Origin of the sequence: Lysinibacillus sp. BS3 (assembly GCF_039614735.1) — a bacterium.
Classification (GTDB): Bacteria; Bacillota; Bacilli; order Bacillales_A; family Planococcaceae; genus Lysinibacillus; species Lysinibacillus capsici.
On the sequence record NZ_CP154860.1, the window covers coordinates 1,866,165 to 1,890,741 of the forward strand.

Consider the following 24,577-nt stretch of genomic DNA (forward strand, 5'->3'; position numbering starts at 1 on the left):
TCATCGGTTACTTTTCATGTTGGCACGCAATTTTTTAATCGCAATCGTTAAACAAAGCACAATGATGAATACATAAGCAATTAAATAAGTAATCCATACTGGTAGTTCTACACCCGACAGCTCTGCTAATGCATCCCCCATCTCTGGAGAAATAAGTGTCAGCATCAAGGCACCTGGATTAATAGATGCCCAGAAATAGGTCATAAAGGAGGCACCTGTTCCAATGGCATTGCCCATTTGATGAAAGGCCATTGTTAAAAAGAAGAAGAATGCTGTAATACCTCCTAAAAAAATGATTGAGCCGTATGTGGCAATCATGGCAACAATAGTCCTCTTAGTAATCGTAGAAAACATCACGCCTATACTACCTATTGCTACTACAGTGACTAAATAAAATAAAAATATAGAAATAAGCTGTGAAGGCGACACTCCACCGAATAGAAACACTAGACTGTATAGTGGTAATCCCGCTACCAGCATCAATACTAGAAATGCTACGGAGGATAGTAATTTTCCAATAACAATTTGTGTAGAACTTTGTGTCGTTGTTAATAAAATATTTAATGTTTGCTTTTCGCGCTCACTACTGATAGCACCAGCAGTCAAACTTGGTGTAATGAAAAGAACTAATGCCATTTGCAAGATGGTTAGCACAGCAAACATCATAAAGCTTGTCTCTGGTCTAAAGAAGCCTCTGCCAGTAAATTCAGTTGTAAGCAATAAAAACCCTGCAATGAAAATACACAGTACAGCTAAATAAAACATTAAACCTGAAAAGCTTTTAAAAGAACGGAAGCGTAACTTCAATTCTTTAACAAGTACTGGATTATAAAATCTTTCCATCATTGATTGTCCGCTCCCTTCGTAATCGCCATAAAGACATCCTCTAAATCCTTCTCTTCTTCACTTAATGCATAGATTGGTAAATCTGTAAGCATAGCTTTTTTTAGCAATGCCACCTGCTCAGCATCTGTTCCTCGATAGTTAAAGGCTATTTCTAAACGATTTTCAATGACATCAATTGATGAAATATGAGGATCTTCCTCTAAAAACGCTCGTACTGCATCCAATTGATCTGTCACTTTCAACACAATACGCTTTTCTCCTTGTAGCTGGGCCTGAATCGCGGCTACATTTCCATGTGCAATTAATTTACCATTATCAATAACACCGATTTCATCACACATCTCAGCAAGTTCAGGTAAAATATGCGACGAAATTAAAATTGTTTTTCCCATAGACTTTAAATTCCGTAAAATATCTCGCATTTCCACACGAGCACGCGGATCTAGTCCTGATGCAGGTTCATCTAGAATCAGTACCTTTGGATCATGGATGAGTGCACGAGCTAAACATAAGCGTTGCTTCATACCACGTGATAATAAATCAACATATTCATAGCGTTTACTTGTTAAATTCACTAGTTCTAATAGTTGTGGAATTAACACTTGACGCTCTGCTAATTGGATACCGTAGCTCGCTCCATAAAAATCTAAATATTCATCTACTTTTAACTGATCATAAACACCAAAGAAATCGGGCATATAACCAATTTGCTTTCGAACTTCTTTTGGTTCCTTCACAACACTTTTGCCATTTATCAGAGCATCTCCTGAAGTCGGTGACAATAGCGTAGCTAAAATAGAGAATGTCGTTGATTTCCCTGCTCCATTTGCGCCAACAAATCCAAATACAACGCCTTCTTCTAAAGATAAGTTTAAATGATCTAATGCTGTAAAGGAGCCGTATCGTTTCGTTAAATCACGAATTTCAATCATTATTTTGCCACTCCTTTCAGCTCTATGTCTGGTAACTTCGTTTGTTCTCCTGATGGATCGGGACCATATTTGATTTCAATTCGAAGCTCCCCATCTTGATTAAAGTATGTTGAAACCTTGTCTGTAAACACTTGCTTTGTATCGACTAAAGGCTCATATATATTCGTTTCATTATTCCAAATGGATAGCTGCATACGTGAAACATCCTTATTAGAAATTGTCAGCTCATTAAGTGATTCAACGGCATCCATGAATTGATCTGGCATGGTCATCGTTACTTCGTACAAACCTTCAGATAGGTACCATTTATTCAATTCTTCCTCGATCTTTTCATAATAGCCATTTGCTGATAGTGGCTCTACTGAATACGAGAAGTTATTACGCTTCATTGTAAATGGCCCTGTTAGCTCAACTTTTCCTTTAAATGGTTGAACAAGCATCGTAATCGGTGACATATTGGCACTTGTTTCTAATTCAACACCTACCACAGCTTGATCTGTCCAAGCTGTAAGTATTGGCTGGTTATCCTTTTCGACAAGCGGCAATGCTAAAGTTTTCATTCGTTCAATCCGCATTGGGTTTACCTCATCCTTTTTCGATGGGTAACTATAATTATAATTATTGAAAATAGATGGTTTTTGAAGAACCGTTGTTTTCAGTTCCTTATTTACCTGTAATGTTCCATTTGCTTCAATATCACCTAGTTTTACTTCTTTCACACCAGAGATTAATGTGACATCTTTTAATGCAAACGGGAAATTATTTTTAACTGTTCCTGTTAGTTTTTCATTTTTCAGTGTTATATCTATATCCATCTTCCCGATATTTTGTGCTGATGTTTTTCCACCAAAGGATTGCACAGACCAGTAGCTTAAATCACGTAATGTTAGTGTTGAACCGCTAGCATTTTCTTTTATATAAGAAGATTCATGTAATGGTCCCATCGTGCCTGTGAAGTTATTATAATTTCTTAATGCAACAGCAGTTGTATTTTGGTCAGCATTGACCACAAAGTCCCCACTACGATTCGTTAGAATGGACTCTACATAATAGCCATTTACACTATTGTCTTCATTTACTTTATAGAATGCAGATTGTTGAACTTGTGGCTGAACAATACGATCCTTCGCTCCGACAATAAAGAGAACAATGGAAAGAACAACAGAGATGGACGGTATTATCCACCATGCATGCTCACGCTTGTCCGCTTTTTTCAAGACAAAATAAAGAATTGGCCCGATTATTAAAATATAAAGAATAATGACAATTAGCATATAGCTCACTGATACTTCGAATGATGGAAATAGTTCATTAATGTTACGAAGTTCATAAGATATTTGATCGAGAGGAGATTGTCCCTGTCTCATCATTCCTTGCTGTGAAATACTTTGAATATTTATCACTTTGGCTAAAAGTGCTCCGTAGCCGTCCATAGAAGCAAGTGGTTGATCACCTAAAGAGAAGGTTGTTTGAATCACTTCCCCGCTACCCACTTTTTTCTTTGCTGCTAACACTTCATTATTTTCTGTTAATACAGGTAAACTTCCTTCACTACTAGTAGCTGAGTATACTGAAATCGGCTGTGTAAAAATGCCGCCTCCTGACAATTTAGTTAAAGCTTCTGCAGAAATCGCAGTCATTTCTTGTGATAATGACAAAGGTAAATACTCTTTAAAAACCCCTGCTGTAGCATTAATTTGGTCAGCAGCACCTAGAAGTAAGGTACCACCATCCTGTACCCATTTTAGTAATGCTTCTTGTTGTTTCGGTGTTAAATCAGCAATAGCCACTTCATCTACAACAATGACATTGGCCATCGCAAGTCCCTGCGAATCTTCTGGAAGTGTATAATCTTTTAATTGATTGATATTAAATACTTCCACATTACTTTGAGCTACAAATGTTGATAAACGTAATAGTGCAGAAAGACGATCACTTTTATCTGTTAATGTATAAATGAATGTTGATGAGGGGTCTAAAAAATTTGATTGCAGACGTTTAGTTCCCTTATAGGCAATCTTTTTTCCTTTTTCAATGCTTCCCTCATAAAAAGCAAATAAATCGGTGTCCGAATAACTATAGTCAGCTAAACCATCAAGATAGAAAGTAAATGTCTTTTCCTCTCCTGCTGCTATATCAATTGGAACGACAAGTGCTGAAGCTGCCTCATAAGAATTTGATGAATTAATCGCCATATCTCCTGAGAAGTCAGCTCCATTATTTTTCACTGTAACTTGGAGTGGTACTACTGATTGATATTTCGCTTTACCAGAAACACCCGCTGTTGCTTTCACCTCTAGCGTAGCAGCAGCACTTGCCTGAGTTGTAGGCAAGATAAAGCTCATTACCAGCATGACTAGTAAGGTCAGTGCCGTCCATTTTGTCTTTTTCAAAAGCTCAACCCCTTTTTATGTAAATAGATGGTTACATAATTATACGATTTATATTGCATTTTGTTCCATTTCTTATGTTATCTTCATTAATATTCATAAACTCTTAAGAATTCTACAATGCAAAAAGGCAACTCCAAAACAACCTGGAGCTGCCTGATTTTCTATTTAGTATAATCAAACAAACACCGTGCATGATCCTGCACTACTTCCACAAACGCCTCTACTTGTCTTAATTCAAAAGAGGATTCATAACCAATTAACCAAGTATCGCGTGTAAGACCAAACTCTTTTTCATCATTTGATAGAGGGATTTTGTGAATGGCATCGTGGTCATTTAACGTAATAGAAGGCAAGATCGCATAACCGATACCATTTAATGCCATTTGCTTGCAAATTTCAATTTGATCCACTAAAATTTGTTTTCTTGGATTCGAGGCAAAATGCTGCTGCCACCATTGCTGAATTTCTTGATAATAGTTGGAATCACTCTTATATTGAATAAATGGACGGTCTGTCTTTAACACATCTTCAATTGTTTTAACCTCTTTGTCCACTAAATAAAGAGTATCTCTGAAAAGGTGGATCTTTTCTCCTTTCCAGTCAACTTGGCCTCGTACAATGCCTACATGGGCCTCGCCCTCGTAAAGAGCCTTCACAATTTCAGAACTCCAGCCCGTCATCAGTGATATTTTAGCCTCTGGATATTTTGACACAAACTCCTTCAAGATTTTTGGTAGCCAGTTCTGACCAACAATGGAAGCACAAGCAATTTTCAATGTCCCGTTTACCTTTGTCGTTAAGGATTGAATCGTTTCAAATATTTCTTCCTTTTTGGCTAGCATTTCCTTTGCATAAGCAATAACTTGTTCACCAGCAGGTGTTGCTGTTAAACCTTTTTGTGAACGAATAAATAATTGTGCACCCCAGTCTTTCTCAATCGTTTGCAATCGTTGTGAAAGGGCTGGTTGGGATAAAAATAGACGTTCTGCTGCTTTCCGCATATTGCGTTCTTCAGCTAAGATTTTTAAAATTTCTGCCTCTGTTGCCATCAATCTGTAAACCTCCAATACAAGCAAAGAGGGCCTCATGATTTTCATCTGAGTTCCCTCTTAAGCTACTACTCTTTTTGATAAATATATTTTTTCAATTGCTTTAAAATAACACGTCTTGTTAATATCCCTGCGAATGTACCATCTTCGTCCACTACACATAAAAAGGCGTGGTTAATAACTAAATCCAAAGCACGCTGGAAAGTATCCGTCAGCTTCAATACAGCGATCTCTTTTTCCATAATAGAGTCAACCTTAATATCAGGTAGCTTTTCATATTCAATATGCTCAAGTCCAAGAATCGATTCGGTAATCATTTTCATGCTAAGTAAACCTTGAAGTCGATATTTCAAATCTAATACAGGTATGGACGAGTACCCTGTACGTGTTAGTACAAGGAGTGCATGTTCCGCACTATTTCCACTTTGTACATGCGCAACTTTTTCAGAGGAAATGATAAAATCACTAATTGGCATTGCTAATAAGTCTTTGCTGTTAGTTGAAATCATGAACTTCTTCTCCTTTTCTGTCCTCACTATGTAGAACAGTCCTTCCCTTTCATCATATCACAACTTTTCTATGTATGACCATGACCAGGCCGAGAAGAGTTTTCATGAACAATGAATTATTTTAGCCTTTACAGCAAAAACTTAGAATATCTTCATCCAGTCAAGTTTTTCGTGACTGAATGAAGATGGTTCTTAACTAATAGCCAGCCTTACTCCAGTAGTAAAAAATCATGATCCCTAAAAAAAGTAAAAAAATTGCATAGACCCAAACAATTGGGTTCAACATCGTTGCATATTCTTCAACTGTTTCTGAAATAGGGGTATCATTTTCAGATTTCCGTTCAGAAGTCATTTTAGCTATTTTTAACGTATAAACAAACGAAATAGCAGAAATGATCACAATGGCAATAATTGCTGGTATTAACCACATACCCATCGGCAAAACTCCTTTCTTTACCCTTAGTATGCGTCAACCCAGCTATTCGTTATGCAAAGATTTTTAGAATGGATATTGATTGAGCCACTGCCCACCATCCAAAGTTACACATTCTCCATTCATATAACTTGCTTTATTAGACATCATAAATGTAGCTAAATCAGCAATTTCTTCTGGTGTTCCTATACGGCCTAGTGGAACAGAATCTAGTGTACGAGCTGCCGCTGCTTCTGATTCCCAAAGCTTATCGGCTCCACCAGTACGCTCGATCGGACCTGGTGCAATAGCATTAACCCGAATCCCATACTGTTTCCCCCACTCAACAGCTAGCGTTCTCGTCAATGATAGTACCCCTGCTTTTGCTGCAGCTGAATGGATCACACCTGCTCCTGCATTCCAAGCATACGTCGCTACCATATTTAATATAGATCCTTTGATCTTATTCTCAATCCAATACTTGCCTACTGCTGAAGAGCAATAGAATGTACCATTTAATACGATATCTACAACAGCCTTCCAGCCATTCGGTGATAAATCCTCTGCACGTACAATAAAGTTACCCGCTGCATTATTCACAAGCCCATCCACTTGACCAAATTTTTTAATAGCAAATTCGAGCATAGCCTCAGCATGCTCAGGTACACGTACATCCATTTGGAATGTCTCAATAGAGGGACCCGCCTCCGCTATAAATTTCTTTGCCTCTGCTAATCGTTCTTCGTTACGACCTGTTATGACAACATTAGCTCCCTCAGTTACGAACTGCTTTGCCATATACAGCCCCATACCACTTGATCCACCCGTAATAATAATCGTCTTCCCTTGCAACATTCCATTTCCCCCTTTGTTAAAAATGAATGGTGATTCACTAAAAGTTTACTATATATTCTCGAATATGTCATATTAATTCTATAGAATGCGAGTTTATTTTCTGAAAAAATATAAAAGAGCCATTCATTCAATGAATAGCTCTCCAATATCATTAAAACTCATACGTATAGGCAATTTTATATAGCTCCATTAACTCTTCTAAAGTTGGTATCTTCGGATTGTTACCAGGGCTCCCACTTGCAAGTGCATCCTCAGCCATTTTAGGAATAGCCTGATAATAAGCATGCTCCTCGATTCCCCACTGCTTTAAATTGCCAATTTTCATATACTTACACATATCTTTAATGGACGTAATAGCAAGCTGAGCAAGCTCCTCTTGCGATAGACGTTCTTTTGTTTTATTAAAAAATTGTCCTAAATCTGCCAATCGTTCTATACAAGCGTCTTTTGAATAATCTAGTACAGCTGGTAAAAGCATCGCATTGGAGATGCCATGCGGTACGTGGAAAAGTGCCCCAATCGGACGGGACATTCCATGTACAAGGGCAACAGAAGCATTAGAAAATGACAGCCCTGCCTGCATCGAACCCAATGACATCGCTTCCCTAGCATCAACATCATCTCCATGTTCATAAACCCTTATGATGTTATTCACAATTAATTCCATAGCAGATAAGGCGAGCACATTCGAATAAGGATGAGCTAAACGCGATAAATAGCTCTCAATGGCATGGCTCAATGCATCTATTCCAGTTGCTGCGGTAATTGCTGGAGGTGAGGTAATGGTTAAAATAGGATCAACAATCGCTATAGTGGGCATAAAAGCTGGTTGCTTAATCATCATTTTCACATCACTTTTTGTATTGGTAATAACAGTGGCATCTGTTGCTTCAGAGCCTGTACCTGCTGTTGTTGGTATCGCAATGTGTGGAATTGGTGCTTCAGCTGCAACCTTTGCCATTTTCATATAATCTCCTATGTAGCCGCCATTTGTAGCCACTACTGCAATCGCCTTCGCCGTATCAATACAGCTACCACCACCAACAGAAATAATGATATCACAGTTTTCTTTCTGCAAAAGCTGCAATCCCTCTGCTACATACGTATCATCTGGCTCAGTTGTCACCCCTATATATGAAACGACGTCTATCCCTTGGGTCTTTAACAGTGTATGGCATTTCTTGATAAAGCCTAAACTGTCCATAATTGGATCACTAATAATTAATGCCTTTGAACCTAGTTTTTTCGCATACTCTCCTACTTCTTCAAATGAATCTCGACCATATACAATCGTTCCTGGAGAATGAACAGTAAAGATGGTTTTTGTTTGAATCATATTTTCCCTCCTAAGCTATTGAGCTGTATAGCCACCATCTAATAGAATGGCCTGGCCGGTTAACCCCTTTGCTACATCACTTGCTAAATATAATGCAAGTCCTGTAATTTCTGAGACATCAAGTAAACGTTTTTGCGGTACAAGTGGATATAACACTTGTTCAAGAACTTCCTCCACTTGAATACCCCGTGTCTGTGCTAAGTCCATAAACTGATTACGTACTAATTCCGTGTCAACATACCCTGGACAAATAGCATTTACCGTAATTCCCTCTGTCGCCACCTCTAGTGCCGTTACCTTAGTAAGCCCAATCACACCATGCTTTGCTGCATTATATCCTGCCTTCCCAGCAAACCCAATGACGCCATTGATGGAGGCCATATTGATAATACGACCAAATTGATTTTTCTTCATATGTGGTAACGCATACTTCATCGCCACAAAGGGAGCAACGACCATCACTTTTTGCATTGACTCAAAAATTTCTGTCTTAAAATCCTCAATAAGTGACACATGTTGAAATCCTGCATTATTGATTAAAATATCTAATGTTGAGAATTTATTAATCGTAAAATCAATGGCTTCTCTTATGGCTTGTTCTTCTGTCACATCACATATATAGGAAGTTAAAGAGGGGTATTGTGCGACGGCTTCCTCAAGAAGCTGTTCATTTTTATCTGATATCACAACATTAGCCCCTTGCTCAGCAAATGCTTGTGCCATAGCAAGACCAATACCACGAGCTGCCCCTGTAATAAAAACCGTTTTTCCTTGCATACTTCATCCCTCCTACATCCCTAATGAGAATAATATGATTGCAAGTATTGTACCTATGATAGGGATAATAACCGTCAAAGCTCCAAATGGCATATATGCATCCTTATGCTTTTCATTACATACTGAATTGATGGTTGTCACAACATATCCTCCGTGCGGCAATGAATCTAGGGAACCAGATGCTATAGCGATTGTCCGATGCAACGCCTCTGTATCTACACCCATCTCGATATAATGCGGTGCTAGTAAGGGCATAGCAATTGTTTGTCCCCCTGATGCTGAACCTGTTAAACCAGCAATAACCGCAATTGCTAAGGCTCCTCCAATCAGTGGACTGCCAGGGATATTGGTCATTACATCAACAGTTGCAACAAAGGATGGTGTTGCTTTTACTACCCCGCCAAAGCCGACAACAGCCGCCGTATTTGCAATGGCAATAATAGCACCCATTGCACCTGCTGCTAATGTTGCGCCAACTGACTTTGCATATTTGTAACTCACTAAATAAGCAACGATACAGCCACTTGTTAAGGCTACAATTAAAGCAGAGGTTCCAAGTGAATCATGGAAAATATAAGAAATGACTAAAACAACTAATAATGGTATGAGACTCAAAAGGGGACTCGGAAGCTTTCTTGTTTCATCAGCTACTGGATCGGTGGAGCGCTCAATGAAAATTTCCCCATTGTTAACAGCGCGTTTAATCATCCAATTCAGCCAAAGCGAGCCACCAACAGCCATAAAAATAGCCACGACAATACTAACTTGCCAACCTGCATATGGAGTTGTACCAAGATATGGAATTGGTATCCAATTTTGAATCTCAGGTGAGCCTGCTGATGTCATCGTAAATGTGACAGAACCTAGGCCCAGTGCAGCAGGAATAAAACGTCGTGGAAAGTTTGCTTGTTTAAATAAACTAATAGCCATTGGATAAACTGAAAAGGCTACGATAAAAACTGAAACACCACCATATGTGAGTACTGCTGCAGCTAAAACTACAGCATATGTGGCATATTTCACCCCTATTTTTTCTACAATCCATTTAGAGACACTATCTGCAGCGCCTGTGTCCTCCATGACTTTGCCGAAAATGGCGCCCGCCATGAACATTAAATACCATGAACCAACAAATCCGGTGAACCCATCCATATAGCTCGTTAGAAAGTTGGCTTGATCTTTATCAGCTGTTTGAGGAAAAAATGCAAGACCGTTTGTTAAGGCTGCTAACAGCGCAGTTAACGGTGCTGAAATAAGTAGATTTACACCCTTCATTGTTAAATAAACTAATAATGCTAAACTACCAAAAAGACCAATATACTCTAACATTTACACCCCACCCATCCCCTTTTTTAGAAAAAGAGCTGTATAACTCTACAGCTCTAGGTTTTATTAGTCGTTATTGCTTGGGAATGCAAACGTGGATGCTGAGGAGGCATTGCTAGCCATCCAACGCTCTGAAATTGTCTTAGTTTTTGTAAAGAATCGTGCTTGATCTGGGCCAAACATATGCCCCTCACCAAAACGAGATCCTTTAAAGCCTGCAAAGTTATGGTAGCCAACAGGAATTGGAATTGGTACATTGACACCAACCATGCCAACATCAATTTCTGTTGTAAATTTTCGAGCTGCTAATCCATCATTCGTAAAGATTGTGACACCATTACCTAGCTCATGCTTATTGATAAGTGTAATAGCTTCCTCTAAGGAATCTACACGAACAACATTGCGAGCTGGACCAAATATTTCTTGCTCGTAAACTTCCATGCCTGGCTTTACATGATCTAATAATGTAGGCCCTACATAAAACCCTTTAGACTCTTTGACAATATCAAGTTCTCGTCCGTCACAAATTACTGAAGCTCCTTCGGCTTCCCCTCGATTAATTGCAGTAAGAATTGCTTCTTTTGATTGCTGAGAAATAACAGGGCCAAAATCTGAATCAGGGTTTGTATATGGGCCTACTTTCAGATTAGAAATTTTTTCCTTAAGAATATCCACTAGGCGATCAGCAGTATCCTTTCCTACAGGCATGATAGTAGATATTGCCATGCAACGTTGGGATGCTGCTCCATAAGCTGCACCAATAAAGGCATTAGCAACCTGTTCAAGATCCGCATCTGGCATCACGACCATATTGTTTTTACCACCACCAAGAGCCGTGACACGTTTACCGTACTTTGATCCTGTTTCATAAATATATTTAGCTACTGGTGTTGATCCAACAAATGAAATCGCTTGCACAGCTGGGTTTTCTAAAAGTTCATTGACCGCATCTTTATCACCATTGATTACTGTCCAAATACCATCAGGCAATCCCGCCTTCTTCCAAAGCTCACTAATATATAATGAAGTCATTGGCACACGCTCAGATGCCTTTAAAATAACCGCATTTCCTACAGCAATGGCCATACTCGTTTGTGCTAGAGGCACCATGATGGGGAAATTAAATGGAGAAATTGCTGCCACAACCCCTAATGGATATTTTGCAGAATAAGCATTTATTTGACCTCCAACATTTACGGAGTATTCTCCTTTCATTAAATGTGGCGCACCAATGGCTAAGTCAACAGATTCAAGTCCTCGTGTAATCTCACCTTTGGCATCTTCAATCGTTTTACCGCTTTCAGTACAAATGATTTGTAATAGCTCTTCCATATTTTCAGTGATAAGGTTACGGAACTTTAATACAATTTCTGCACGCTTAGCCACTGATGTATCACGCCAAGCCGGAAATGCTGCTTGAGCTTGCTCGATTGCATCTTGTGTTTCCTCTACTGTTGCAAGGGGTACCTTAGCAATGACTTCACCTGTTGTTGGGTTAAATACCGAACCGAATCGGCCACTTTTTCCTTCAACCAATTTGCCACCAATAAAATGTGTTAATGTTTTAACCTCTTGTGTCGTTGTCATATCCATTTCCTCCTCTTAAAATTGTTCTAGTTTACATTTTTCTTTTAAACTTAAATAAGCTGCAGACATATCTTTTTCTCCATAGCCCTGCTGAGCAATTTTACTATAAAGATCCACTAACTTTTCGCCGATTCGCAGCGATACGCCTGCTTCATCCGCCATTTCCTTAGCTAACTTCAAATCTTTTAATAGTAGATTTGTCGAAAAGCCCGGCTCATAATTATCATTTTTCATATATTCCAAATAATTACGTTCATAAATACGGCTTTGTCCATAACTATTATTTAATACTTCATAGAGCGTGTCTGCCTGAATACCCATTTTTTCGCCAAGTACAATCGTTTCAGCGACTGCCTCTGTGTAAAAGCCAATCATTAAGTTATTGAGTAATTTAATTCGCGTTCCTATACTTGAAGATGTGCCTAAATGATAAATATTTTTACCGACTATTCTGAATATTTCGCTAGCACTTATATAATCATCTGTGCCACCACCAACCATAATAGTTAATGTCGCATTGATAGCCCCTATGACACCCCCACTGACAGGCGCTCCCAAATAACGTAATCCCAAAGCTATAGCTTCTGTATGTAACGTATCATTCAATTCGGGATTAACAGTACTAAAATCAATCAGTAGGCACCCTTTCTTTGCATGTTGTAAAATTCCTTGCTCTGATCGATAAACCAATTCTACAACCTGAGGGGTAGGCAAACTTGTCATAATAACATCACATTGTTTCGCAATATCCATAGCTGTCTCAAGGCCGAAACCCCCTGCTGCTGCGAATTGTTCCATTGCTTCCGCATTCGTATCGAAACCATATACCTGATAATCTGCTCTTAATAAGTTAATAGCCATCGGTAAACCCATATTCCCTAAGCCAATAAAACCCAATTTTTTCTTCATTGTGACCTCCCCATTCCTTGAAAATACAACAGAAAACTTGATGAGATACTAGCCAACTTTCATTTTTTAAAGTAACATTAGTAACGAGATAATATCATTGACCGCAGTCATTGACTTCGGTCATTTAAATCATAATCAATCGAAATCCATCTCGTCAATTAAAAAATTAATATTTTCAGAATATTTTTTACAAAAGATATTTTACAATATTTAATATAGGAGGTATTAGCTACCAATGGAAACACTCACAAGCAGACAGAAAAAGGCATTAGAAACACGTGAAAAATTATTGAAAACTTCTTTAGATTTATTTAACAAGCATGGTTATGAACATGTTTCTGTTGAACAAATTACAAAGGCATGTAATGTTTCAAAGGGTACATTTTATACACATTTCCCATCTAAATATGATGTTATTTTAGAAAAATTTAAGGAGCTTGATAATTTTTATCGTACAGTTGAAAAAAATATTGATCCCACATTACCAGCAAGTGAAAAAATACTCTTAGTGTATCAAGAGCAAATGAGATATTTAACCAATATTGTGGGAAAGGATTTATTACGTACAGTATATACGGCTGCTATGACAAACCAAGTAGAACAGGATCATTATTTAATCAATCCACAACGTAAGATTTTTCAGATAATGAATACATATATCGAGGAAGGAATTCAACATGGGGAATTTAGACAAGATGTTTCTGCTGCTACCATACAAACACTTATTCAGCGCTGTATGCGTGCGAATGTCTATGATTGGTTGATACATAGTGAAGACTTTGACCTAGCCTCTGAAATGGCGCAATTCACAGCAATTGTCTTAAACGGTCTTAAAAACGGCAAATAAAAAAGTAGCACTTCATCTATTTTGTGATGAAAGTGCTACCCGTTTTCTAGCTTACAAAATATTGTTGTACAATCGTTTCAACTGGTAATGGTTTATTATACAAATAGCCTTGCCCTTTTTGACAACGATGGCGTTTGAGAAAATCAACTTGTATTGGTTCTTCAATTCCCTCAGCAATGACCTCTAATCCTAAATTATGAGACATCGAAATAATGGCTTTTATGATGGCTTCATTTTTGTCATCCTTTGCTATATCTGCAATAAATGACTGATCAATTTTAATAATATCAATCGGATAACGCTTGAGATAACTTAATGAGGAATAGCCTGTCCCAAAGTCATCCACAGACACATAAACACCTAATTGCTTCAGTTCTGTAAGAATCGAAAATGTTTCATGTACATTTGTCATGGAACTTTCGGTAATTTCTACTTCTAATAATTCAGGCGGTACACCATATTTCTTTAAAGCTGTTTTAATTTTTCGGGCAAAATTTTCTTTTCTAAACTGTTTTGGGGATATATTGACTGCAATCCGTACAGGACGATATCCTTTCGATTGCCATTCTTTTTGGTAACGACATACCTCATCAATAATCCAATCACCGATTTCAATAATCAACCCTGAGGCTTCCGCAATAGGAATAAATTGTGCTGGTGATACAAAACCAAATTTACGGTTATTCCATCGTAATAATGCTTCAAAGCTATTGATGCTATTATTTGCTAAATCCATTTGCGGTTGTAGATGAAGACTTAGCTCATTAAATTCAATTGCTCGACGTAAATGTGCCTCCATTAATGCTTCGTTTGGAAAAATGGCCGTCATATCTTCACGGTAGTAGCGATAATGTGAACGACCATGTTCTTTAACAGAAAATAAAGCTTTATCTGCTTTCCGTACAAGTGTCTCGATATCTTTACCATCTGCTGGGCTAAGTGAAATCCCAATCGATACGCTAATAAAATATTCCTGTCCATCTATCATAAATGGCTGTTTTAATACGTCCATAATCAAGTTTGCAGTTCGTTCAATTTTTTGGATGGTTGCATCTTTTAGCACAAAAATAAACTCATCACTATTATATCGATATAGCGAACACTTTGAGTAGCAAAGCTCCCGTAACCTATGACTAAACATACGCATCAAATCATCTCCCTTGCTCTCGCCAAGGGATTCATTAAACTTTTTAAAACGGTCAATGTCAACTAAAATAAGAGCGGCTTGCTTATGCTCTTGCTTTTTATCATTTAAATGCTGTAGCCAATGCTCCTTAAAAGCTTTTCGATTCCAAATACCTGTTAATTCATCCATTAGTGCTAGGTAATAGAATGCTTCATGATCATTCATAAATGAATTAGCATCTTTAACAAATAGGTGGACACCCACAACCTCACCATTATAATAGGTTGGATGCGTTCTTAAATAAAAGGGCTCTTTGCTTAGTAAATCACCTTTCAATAAGCATTTAGGCATGCCAAACGCTGAACCTTCGATTGTTTTGGTAAATAATAGTTTAAACTCATTGAGATATTTACTTTCGAGTAATGAAAAAATATCTAGTCCAATTAGACTGTGCTGCTCTCTCGATAGTGTAGCAGTAGCAGCAATATTTTGATGAATTATTCGACCTTGTAAATCTGTCGTTAACACTGGACTTATATGTTGTTCAATGAACTGTAAATAGGGATTTTCTTCAAATGATGTCGCTCGAAGAATAATGGCAACTATTGATTCAGAAAAGTGCTGAACATGAAGCATAAATGTTTTCTCTTGAAGACCGTTACCTAATTTTAGAGTATGCTGTTTATTGATTTCTTCAATTAGAAATCCCGACAATTGCAGCCAGCATTGCTTAGTAAAAAAGTTCTCAGCGTTTTTGGCTGTTATATCCTGCAGCTCAATCATTGACGATAGCTTTTCATTAAATTCAACGACCTCAAACACTGTCTTATCAACTTGTCTCAAACAAATGATTGCATCAAATGGATTCAGTTGCATGAGCTGTTGATATTCTGCAAATGGCGCTACATTTTCTCTACATTTTTTCATTCTATCCCTCACTAAGTAGCGTGTTTGCTCTATTCTTCGTCTAGCGTAGGCTTTAATGCATCCTTCAAGAAAATTTCCTGGCTATTTAATGGATCTTCGCTACGATCAAACTCTTTATAATGATACTTACCATTAGAGTCTTGAATACGGGCTTTGGCAGTATCCATTAATTGTGCATTCATTATGTCAATAATACGAGTTTTTGCTTCACTTGCATATACAGGGAATAAAATTTCTACACGTTTAATCATATTGCGTGTCATCATATCTGCAGAGGATAAATATACTTTATTTTCCCCATTATGATGGAACCAATAAATACGAGAATGTTCAAGGAAACGACCAACAATACTTGTTACAGTAATGTTCTCACTAATACCTGGGATTCCTGGTCTAATACAGCATATACCACGAATAATAAGCTCGACCTTTACACCCGCAATCGATGCCTCATAAAGCTTCATCATTAAATCTTTGTCTGTCAATGAATTCATTTTTGCACGAATAAAACCATTTCCATATTTTTTATGACAGGCAATTTCCTCATCCATTAACCGAATAAACTCATCGCGTATATCAAATGGTGCAACGACTAAATGATTAAAGGTAGGCTTTTCTGTATAGCCACTTAAGTAGTTAAAGAAATTTGTCGCATCAATGCCAAACTCTTTATCTGTCGTTATTATGCCCATATCCGTATAAATTTTTGCAGTTGCATCATTATAATTTCCTGTACCCAAATGGACAAAACGTTCAATTTTGCCGTTACGACGACTAACGACTAGCGTGATTTTTGAGTGCGTTTTTAAATTATTCATCCCATAGATCACAAGACAACCTGCTTGTTCTAATTGTTTTGCCCAGTGCACATTGTTTTCTTCATCGAAGCGAGCCTTTAGCTCCACTAATACCGTTACTTGTTTACCGTTTTCAGCGGCAAGTTTTAACGCTTGAATAATCGGTGAATTTCCGCTTACTCGATATAATGTCTGTTTTATAGCCAACACATTTGGGTTGATAGCGGCCTCAGAAATAAAATCAACAATAGGGGCAAAAGATTCATATGGATGATGGAAAAATATATCCTGTTGAAGTGCTTTTTCAAAAATATTTTCGTCAGACTGTAAATCTAAAGGTGGCTGTGGGATAAAGCTTTCATATTCTAAATGCTCACGACCTACTGAAATACCTTTCACAAAAGAGAACATAAACGTTAAATCCAAAGGACCATCAATATGGAAAACATCCGATTCTTCTATTTCGAATTCATCTAGTAAGTATTGCAGCACTTCCTCGTTCATTTCTCCAACTCGAACTTCTAAACGGCTTCCTACTCCCCATTTTCGCTTTTTCAGCTCTTTTTCGATCTCCACGAGAAGATCTCGAGCCCCTTCTTCATGGATAGTTAAATCTGCATTTCTTGTTAAGCGGAAGGCTTGTGCTGATTTTACGCTATAGCCATAAAACAGCTTTTCAATATGCGCTACTATCACATCCTCCAATAAAACTACAACTGTCTTACCTTCTTCGGACGGTACTTTTATATAGCGATCTAACACTGATGGAACCTGGACAATCGCCACTTTTTCACGACTTTCAAGATCTGACTCATCCTGCTCTAACAGCACTAATAAATTCAAAGTTTTACCAAGCAAGGTTGGGAAAGGACGATATGCATCCACTGCAACAGGGGTTAAAACAGGGAAGATAGTTTCTGCAAACATTTCATTGATAAATGATTTTTGCTTGCTATTTAAATCTTTCATGTCCGCAATATGTACATTATGTTGAGGTAGTAAATCATAGATTAAATGTCTATACACCTCAGTTTGTCGACGCACTAATGCTTGTGTGCGTTCTGCTATTTTGGCCAACTGTTCCTTTGGCGTTAAGCCAGATTTGTTTTCGGGCTTATGAAAACCAGCACGTACCTGGTCCTGTAAGCCTGCAACACGAACCATAAAAAATTCATCTAGATTGGAACTAAATATAGCTAAAAATTTTAAACGCTCAAGCAGAGGATTATTAATATCCTCTGCTTCCTCTAGCACGCGTTCATTAAAGGCAAGCCAGCTTAATTCACGATTATTATAATATTGAGGCTTTGCAATTTCCTCTAACAATAGATTGTAGTTTTCGGAAAACTCTTCCCCATGTAGCTCGTTTTTCGTTACTTCAGTTGTCATCCATTGTTCCACCCTTCTTCAATAAAATTGATCTTCATTGGGATTTTTAATGCACGTTCTAAATGCTTTCTATGTCGATTGGCTTGATACTTTTCAGCCGCAGCATTCTTTTTTACATAAATATTAAGTTGAACATGATCTTCTTCGGTGTGCATTTCAATAGCATGTACTATATTGCGTTTTGAAACATTTAATGCATAGACAAATTTTAATAACGCTCCGAAATCTCTTATTTTACGATGTTCCTCCCGACTCATCCATGTAGCAAATGGAGCAGCAAATCGTTCGAAATAATCTTTATTTTTATAGGAGGCAAGAAGTGCTAGTTTTACTCGTTCTAAATGATTTAAACCATCAATGGATTGATTCGCAATTAAATAAAAAGTATGTTGGCTTGAAGAGCTTAATTCGATATACTCTCCTATATTAAAAACCTTCGCCGCTTTTGCTAATAAATGCAAATCTTCTGGATGATATTGCAAGTAGCCTAAATGACAACATTCACGATACAGTTGGTCTGCTAAATGCATTAAATAATCTACTTCCACTTCACTCCGACCATACTGACGTGCTAATCTTCTAGCATTTCCTTCAAATACATTATATTTATCAAACGCCTTTGTATCTGTTTGCAAAATCCGTTGAATAATGAGTCCCTCACGTAAACCTCGCTTTGTCAGTTGGAAGGTCTCACTACCAACTACCTCCATCAACACTCTAAATACCTCTAATGCAGGAACAATGATATCTGCACGGTCAGATGAGAGACCATCCAATTGTTTCAATTCCTGAAAGCTTAATTGCCCTAAAAATAAGCTTAAATCATCCAAATTTTCCTTTGTCATTTCATAACCATGTACGCTGGCAATAGGATAATCATGCTTTTGTTGATGTATTTGAGCAATATTACGCGCACTACCACCAATTGCGATAATAGGTAGAGCAACATTTTTTATCCAAGGGAGTGTTTGGAACTGCTCTTTGACAAAGGCAAGAAGCTCTTTTTTCTCACTACTATTGATAATGTCACCTTTTACAAAACGTTGCTTTAAAGAAACTGTCCCAAAAGGGAAACTATGTGATTGCTGAATTTCTTTATTTTCAAACAGCGTAATTTCGGTACTACCACCACCGATATCGATTGTTACGGCCGATTTTGTACCCATGGAGTAAGCAACAGCAACGTAGCCAAAATAGGCCTCTTCCTCTTCTGATAAAAGCTCTATTTGGATACCAGTCCGTTCTTTCATTTCCTCTATAATTTTGTCTCGATTAGTGGCTTGTCGAATAGCCGCAGTCGCAGCAGCTTTTACATCTGTTACTTCAAAATCCTCAAGCATGGCTTTAAATGTTAATAAAGTTTCTGATAACACTTGAATACCTTCATCAGACATCTCTCCTGAGGGCTGTATATATGTACGCAAACGTGCTACCGTCTTAATATTTCCAAGCTCACGAAGTCCCTCTTCATTATCATATTGATATAATACTAATCGTATAGTATTGGAGCCGATATCAATAATAGCTGTTTTTAATTCATTCAAATAATCACATCCTTCAAGCATCTACCATTTATTTTGTTCATAATATTTGGACATATACAAAAAAATCGGACCCTCTTAATTAAGGCATCCGACTTTACTTTCATTTATTTATACTTGCAGGATACCCATTATTAAAATTGAGAAGTATCATGTAAGCCATGGTGATTACAGAATAAGTTGGTCAACACGTAAAATGAGCTCTGCAATTTCTGGCTTACTTATTTGATCCTCAGCCCCTACTTGATCACCTTTATGACGAAGGTCATCTGTAATTAGACTTGAAAAAATGATAACAGGAAGCTTTTGAAGATCGGGATGCTCTTTGATTTTTCGTGTTAAATGATGGCCATCCATTTGTGGCATTTCAATATCCGTTACCACCAATTGAATATGCTCTGCTATGTCACTACCACTCTTTGCAATTCCCTCTAAGTATTCATAAGCATCGCGGCCATTTTCAAAGAATTCAACATTGTCATAACCAGCTTCACTCATAGTATCAAACAGTAATTTACGTAATAACGGTGAATCTTCTGCAATTAAAATTCGCTTTCCAGATCGCTCACGTTTACCGAGCTTTTTAACAGATTCCACACTAATTCCTGATGCAGGATTGATATCCACCATAATTCTTTCGAAATCTAGTAATAGAATCATTTGCTCATTCTGTTTAATCACACCAATTACTTGTGATGTACCCCCTTGATACATATCTGAAGGCTTTTCGATTTGATTCCAAGAAATACGATGAATTTGTGTTACATTATCTACATGGAAAACGACACGTTGTTTATTAAATTCTGCGACAATATATTTTTGTTGTGGATTACGCTCAGCACCTTGAATTCCTAATACTCGTAGCATATCTACAACAGGTAATACCTCACCTCGTAATTGAATGATTCCTTCTACATGCGGGTGCGCGTGTGGGATAAACGTTACTGGGATCGGTTGAATAATTTCTTTTACTTTAATAACATTGATGCCAAACTTATTGTTTGCTACTTCAAATTCAACAATCTCTAGCTCATTTGTGCCACTTTCTAATAATATTCCTTTATGTTCCAATGCAACCCCGCTCCTTTCTCTACATCTGTTTATAATTCAATTGTATCATAGGCAATACATTTCTCCTACTTGCTATTTCCATTTTTATCATTAACTTTTAGATGTACCAATAGACCAACGACAGTCATAACGATCAACGTTGATAATGCTACACGACTAGCAATAGTACCATAATCCTTCATCCATAATGTAACAGTTCCATATATAGCTGGACCAATAATGGAGGATACTTTACCTGAAAAAGCAAACAACCCAAAAAATTGTCCACGTTTTTCGTTCGGTGATAATTCAATAATATATGTCCGAGATGTCACCCACATTGAGCCAAGTGATATACCAAATAGACTACCAGCAAGCCAGAACATCCATTGTGCTGAAGCAAAAACAGCGAATACCAAAGCAACAATCATAATAAGTGCAACAATTGTAATGGCACGTTTAGCGCCTATAGATTTCGTAATATACCCAAAGGCAAGTGACCCAATGATTGTTGAGACAGTAGAGACCAAATAAAGTACGATAAATTGTCCAGAACTAAAGCCAACAATCGTTGTCGCATAAACAGCCATCATAGCAATCGTTGTAGCAATGGCATCATTTAGAAAGAAATAAGCAATCATAAAGGTAAAGATTGCTTTATATTGCTTCATATCTTTAAATGTTTGAATGATTTCTTTATAACCATCTAAAAACTTTAAGGACTTTCGTTGGGACTTTGGGATCGGTGTATCTTTATTAATTAAGAATAATGGCAATGAAAAGAGTAGATACAGAATGGCTGTTGGGATAAACGCTCGATGAAAATCGCTGTTACCAACATACAAGTAAACAAGTAATCCAAAAAGTGTACCAAGATACCCGATTGCAACACCATACCCTGAAATGAGTGGCATCTCTTCTTTTGTCCCTAGATCACCCATCATAGAATCGTAAAATACTAAACTTGAATTAAAGAAAAATTTTGCTATGACAAAACTTGCAACTACCAAAAATAAACTAAGAGGCACACCAGAGTAATTGACAGTGGTTTGTACATTAGCAAATATTCCCATCATAAATGTAAATAGAATAGATATGGATGCAAACCATACAATAAATCTCTTTTTATAACCTGTGTTATCAATCCACACACCGAAAAGGGGTGAAAAGATAACGAGCAACAAGCTTGCAATGGCATTTGCATAAGATATAAAGGTGCTTGCAACTTGTTGCATGACTTCATTTGTTCCTAAAACCTCATCCATGTAAAAGGGAAAAAATATTGTATTTATATTTGAAGAAAAAATTGTATTCGCAAAATCATAAAATGCCCATGAAAGTATCGGTAATGATAAATAAATGGCTAATTGACTTCGATGTTGTACGTCTATAGCTGTACTCTTCTTCATAAAACCCTCCTCTCCATTCTCTATAATAAACAATTAATTTCTCTCTGAAATAAAAAATACCTTTTTTTAAAGAAAATTAATATTATTTACAATATAACAGTAAATTCACTGAAAAATAACTGCCAAATGGTCGATAATTGAACGCTTATTTTCTGTGTAAAACCAAAAAAGGTATTCAAGCCCCTCGCTTGAATACCTTTTTATCATTCTATATCTATGGTTACCCATTCAGAGGACCATTGCTCAATCGCTTTTAGCACAGGTGCAATAGCATAACCCTTTTCCGTAAGTTCATACTCAATGACAACTGGTGTTGATGGAATTACTGTACGTAGTACTATTTGCTCAGTCTCTAACTCCTTTAAACGTTCTGTTAATACACGACTACTAATATTCAACTGATTTTTAATGGTCGAATACCTTTGCGGACCATTTAATAGCTGATAAATAAGTAGTGTATTCCAACGATGATTTAATATCATGAGTGCTTTTTCAAATCGTGGACAAATATTTTTTTGATCCAAATGACTTCCCCCCTTTGTATATTAGTTCCTATTTAACAGTATATCACTTTTTAAAAAAACCTGTTCTAAAAATACATTAAGTTACTTGACAAAAGTTGTTTTTAAAAATAAACTAAGTTACGAATTGTAAGCAAAAAAAGATAAGGAGTTACTTTATTATGCAAAATATTGGTTCAACAATTTTACGTATCGTTCTAGGCGTTATTTTTGCAGTGCATGGTTTTCAAAAATTTCAAGGTGGCATTAGCTATACAGCTGACTTCTTTGATAGCCTAGGTATACCAGGATTTATGGCGTATATCGTGGCAATTATTGAATTAGTTGGTGGAATTGCAATTATTTTAGGTTTAGCAACAAGAATATTTGGTGCTTTATTAACCATTACAATGATTGTGGCGATCTTTACAGCAAAACTTAGCATCGGCTTTATCGGGGCAGATGGATTGGCTGGTTATGAATTAGATTTAGCTTTAGGTGCAATAGCTCTTTACTTTACTCTCGCAGGCGCATCCAGCTTCTCACTGGATTCTCAACTTTTCGGTAAAGAGTAAAACAAAAAAACCTGAAGGTCTCCCATTTAAGGAGCCTTCAGGTTTCCTATTCAGAATCCCATCGCGAATTATTTATAATACTTTAAGAGTGCTTGTGTACCATTATCACCATAGCCTGCTGCGATTAATTTCTCATACATTTCATAGGCTAATGCAAGTCCTGGTAATGTTATGCCCATTTTGTTTGACTCGTCTAAAGCTATTTTCATATCCTTTACAAAATGTTTAATATAAAAGCCTGGTGCAAAATCTTCTTTTATCATACGTGGGGCTAAATTGCTTAAAGACCATGAACCTGCTGCACCTGAAGAGATCGATTGTAAAACGGTAGGTAAATCTAATCCTGCCTTTAGTCCATAAGCTAGTGATTCACACACGCCAATCATACCAGAGGCAATAACAATTTGATTGCACATCTTTGCATGCTGCCCAGCTCCTGCTTCACCCTGATAAATTATATTTTCTCCAAATTGCTTCATAATTGGCAATACCTTGTCGTATGTGACCTGATCGCCACCAATCATGATAGACAAAGTGCCATTTTGAGCACCAATATCCCCACCTGAAACAGGGGCGTCTAAAGCCTCTACACCGATGGATTGAGCATACATATAAATTTTCTTTGCTAAAGATGGCTCTGAAGTCGTCATATCAATGACAATATTGCCTTGTTCTGCTGTTTGGAAGAGGCCATTTTCCCCAAAATATACTTCCTCTACATCTGAAGGATAGCCAACCATTGTAAAGGCAATTTCATGATTTTTAAATGCTTCAGCAGGTGAGCTTGCCCATGACGCCCCTAAGGCAACAAGAGGCTCTGCTTTTTCTTGCGTACGAGTATAGACGGTTACTTCATGACCATTTTTTAGTAAATGCTTAATAATACTAGCACCCATTACTCCAGTTCCAATAAATGCAATACGTTTCTTTGTCATATGTACATGCTCCTTTGTTCTAGAATTTCTGTACTCTCCGTGAGAGTCCAACTCTATATCTTTTCAGTTTAGGTGAAGGAATGAAATAATTCAAACTCTTCCCATAACTTGTACTAAAATTTATATGTAGGGCATATATACCGAATAAGCAAAAAAAAGAGAGCAAGTGATTGGGGGATCACTGCTCTAAAGGGGGAAATGAGAATGTTGCTGTGTTCATAGTAAGTTATTCCCCATTGAAATGCATTTTAAACATATATGTTAAAATGTTTTTTACTCTGAATACTGGAACAATCTTTTTTAGTCTTCTTGATCTTTTTCTTCTTCAAATGCCATCTGTCTATAATAAGTATTCATTAACTGATCTAATCTGCGACTCAGTTGAATGGTTTTTGCATTTTGTAACCCGTTTTCTACACCTGAGCGAATCATCATCTCACGAGTTTGTTCCATTTGTTTCAAGAGTAGATTGACCATTCATACAACCCTCCACACACAAATAATCATACCATTATTATACATTTATATTTCATTTCTTACAGCATTAACT

General features: G+C 37.2%; 22 protein-coding genes. 2 read left to right on the top strand and 20 right to left on the bottom strand.

Translation table 11 applies throughout. The features are described from left to right. The 12 genes from AAJG31_RS09535 to AAJG31_RS09590 all read right to left on the bottom strand — a co-directional run bounded on the left by AAJG31_RS09535 (position 1) and on the right by AAJG31_RS09590 (position 12,931). On the bottom strand, positions 1 to 846 hold the full coding sequence (locus AAJG31_RS09535; RefSeq protein ID WP_103117519.1) for an ABC transporter permease subunit: 846 nt from the start codon (positions 844 to 846) through the stop codon (positions 1 to 3). Further along, complete coding sequence (locus tag AAJG31_RS09540) at positions 843 to 1,778, bottom strand: ABC transporter ATP-binding protein (RefSeq protein ID WP_004224654.1); 936 nt, start codon at positions 1,776 to 1,778, stop codon at positions 843 to 845. Before AAJG31_RS09540 ends, AAJG31_RS09535 begins: the two co-directional genes overlap by 4 nt. Continuing rightward, positions 1,778 to 4,171 (bottom strand): hypothetical protein, encoded by a 2,394-nt coding sequence (locus AAJG31_RS09545; protein ID WP_112117432.1) that lies wholly within the window; start codon positions 4,169 to 4,171, stop codon positions 1,778 to 1,780. The genes AAJG31_RS09540 and AAJG31_RS09545 overlap by 1 nt, the downstream gene beginning before the upstream one ends. A gap of 161 nt (positions 4,172 to 4,332) precedes the next feature. Further along, positions 4,333 to 5,220, bottom strand: coding sequence for a LysR family transcriptional regulator (locus AAJG31_RS09550; protein ID WP_048391978.1), 888 nt, complete (start codon positions 5,218 to 5,220; stop codon positions 4,333 to 4,335). Positions 5,221 to 5,288: 68 nt separating this feature from the next. Further along, entirely contained in the window at positions 5,289 to 5,729 is a 441-nt protein-coding gene (cbpB, locus tag AAJG31_RS09555) for a cyclic-di-AMP-binding protein CbpB (protein WP_004224640.1), read from the bottom strand. A 196-nt stretch (positions 5,730 to 5,925) separates the two neighbouring features. After that, entirely contained in the window at positions 5,926 to 6,165 is a 240-nt protein-coding gene (locus AAJG31_RS09560; RefSeq protein ID WP_048391979.1) for a hypothetical protein, read from the bottom strand. A gap of 63 nt (positions 6,166 to 6,228) precedes the next feature. Beyond that, on the bottom strand, positions 6,229 to 6,996 hold the full coding sequence (gene fadH / locus AAJG31_RS09565; RefSeq protein WP_279494033.1) for a 2,4-dienoyl-CoA reductase: 768 nt from the start codon (positions 6,994 to 6,996) through the stop codon (positions 6,229 to 6,231). Between the two features lie 151 nt (positions 6,997 to 7,147). Next, positions 7,148 to 8,332: an iron-containing alcohol dehydrogenase gene (locus tag AAJG31_RS09570; RefSeq protein ID WP_279494032.1), complete on the bottom strand. Its 1,185-nt coding sequence runs from the start codon at positions 8,330 to 8,332 to the stop codon at positions 7,148 to 7,150. A gap of 15 nt (positions 8,333 to 8,347) precedes the next feature. Continuing rightward, on the bottom strand, positions 8,348 to 9,109 hold the full coding sequence (locus AAJG31_RS09575; protein ID WP_066037227.1) for a 3-hydroxybutyrate dehydrogenase: 762 nt from the start codon (positions 9,107 to 9,109) through the stop codon (positions 8,348 to 8,350). 12 nt (positions 9,110 to 9,121) lie between these two features. Beyond that, positions 9,122 to 10,438: a Na+/H+ antiporter NhaC family protein gene (locus tag AAJG31_RS09580; RefSeq protein WP_054549811.1), complete on the bottom strand. Its 1,317-nt coding sequence runs from the start codon at positions 10,436 to 10,438 to the stop codon at positions 9,122 to 9,124. A gap of 63 nt (positions 10,439 to 10,501) precedes the next feature. Then, a complete protein-coding gene (locus tag AAJG31_RS09585) occupies positions 10,502 to 12,022 on the bottom strand; it encodes a CoA-acylating methylmalonate-semialdehyde dehydrogenase (RefSeq protein ID WP_279494030.1) in 1,521 nt (506 codons plus the stop codon). A 15-nt stretch (positions 12,023 to 12,037) separates the two neighbouring features. Next, positions 12,038 to 12,931: an NAD(P)-dependent oxidoreductase gene (locus tag AAJG31_RS09590; protein ID WP_279494029.1), complete on the bottom strand. Its 894-nt coding sequence runs from the start codon at positions 12,929 to 12,931 to the stop codon at positions 12,038 to 12,040. 235 nt (positions 12,932 to 13,166) lie between these two features. Here AAJG31_RS09590 and AAJG31_RS09595 point away from each other — a divergent pair, with 235 nt between their 5' ends. After that, positions 13,167 to 13,778 carry a TetR/AcrR family transcriptional regulator gene (locus tag AAJG31_RS09595; RefSeq protein ID WP_048391986.1) on the top strand — a complete coding sequence of 204 codons (612 nt, stop codon included), beginning with the start codon at positions 13,167 to 13,169 and terminating at the stop codon, positions 13,776 to 13,778. A 46-nt stretch (positions 13,779 to 13,824) separates the two neighbouring features. On the opposite strand, the gene AAJG31_RS09600 is transcribed toward AAJG31_RS09595, so the two are convergent. From AAJG31_RS09600 to AAJG31_RS09625, 6 genes are all read right to left on the bottom strand, one after another. Then, the gene (locus tag AAJG31_RS09600) at positions 13,825 to 15,831 is read right to left on the bottom strand and encodes a GGDEF and EAL domain-containing protein (RefSeq protein ID WP_066037230.1); all 2,007 of its coding nucleotides are present in this window, start codon (positions 15,829 to 15,831) and stop codon (positions 13,825 to 13,827) included. Between the two features lie 29 nt (positions 15,832 to 15,860). After that, complete coding sequence (locus AAJG31_RS09605) at positions 15,861 to 18,017, bottom strand: RNA degradosome polyphosphate kinase (RefSeq protein ID WP_115673826.1); 2,157 nt, start codon at positions 18,015 to 18,017, stop codon at positions 15,861 to 15,863. Then, positions 18,014 to 19,561 carry a Ppx/GppA family phosphatase gene (locus AAJG31_RS09610; protein ID WP_066037231.1) on the bottom strand — a complete coding sequence of 516 codons (1,548 nt, stop codon included), beginning with the start codon at positions 19,559 to 19,561 and terminating at the stop codon, positions 18,014 to 18,016. The genes AAJG31_RS09605 and AAJG31_RS09610 overlap by 4 nt, the downstream gene beginning before the upstream one ends. A gap of 165 nt (positions 19,562 to 19,726) precedes the next feature. Then, positions 19,727 to 20,629: a chemotaxis protein gene (locus AAJG31_RS09615; RefSeq protein WP_048391990.1), complete on the bottom strand. Its 903-nt coding sequence runs from the start codon at positions 20,627 to 20,629 to the stop codon at positions 19,727 to 19,729. 65 nt (positions 20,630 to 20,694) lie between these two features. Continuing rightward, on the bottom strand, positions 20,695 to 22,017 hold the full coding sequence (locus tag AAJG31_RS09620) for an MFS transporter (RefSeq protein WP_054549808.1): 1,323 nt from the start codon (positions 22,015 to 22,017) through the stop codon (positions 20,695 to 20,697). Positions 22,018 to 22,220: 203 nt separating this feature from the next. After that, positions 22,221 to 22,541 carry a helix-turn-helix domain-containing protein gene (locus AAJG31_RS09625; RefSeq protein ID WP_048391992.1) on the bottom strand — a complete coding sequence of 107 codons (321 nt, stop codon included), beginning with the start codon at positions 22,539 to 22,541 and terminating at the stop codon, positions 22,221 to 22,223. Between the two features lie 158 nt (positions 22,542 to 22,699). On the opposite strand from AAJG31_RS09625, the gene AAJG31_RS09630 reads away from it, so the two are divergent. After that, the gene (locus AAJG31_RS09630; RefSeq protein WP_048391993.1) at positions 22,700 to 23,092 is read left to right on the top strand and encodes a DoxX family protein; all 393 of its coding nucleotides are present in this window, start codon (positions 22,700 to 22,702) and stop codon (positions 23,090 to 23,092) included. A gap of 68 nt (positions 23,093 to 23,160) precedes the next feature. Here AAJG31_RS09630 and AAJG31_RS09635 read toward each other — a convergent pair whose 3' ends face one another. Further along, positions 23,161 to 24,027: an NAD(P)-dependent oxidoreductase gene (locus AAJG31_RS09635; RefSeq protein WP_048391994.1), complete on the bottom strand. Its 867-nt coding sequence runs from the start codon at positions 24,025 to 24,027 to the stop codon at positions 23,161 to 23,163. Between the two features lie 300 nt (positions 24,028 to 24,327). Beyond that, entirely contained in the window at positions 24,328 to 24,504 is a 177-nt protein-coding gene (locus AAJG31_RS09640) for an aspartyl-phosphate phosphatase Spo0E family protein (protein ID WP_004224595.1), read from the bottom strand. Positions 24,505 to 24,577: the final 73 nt, after the last annotated feature.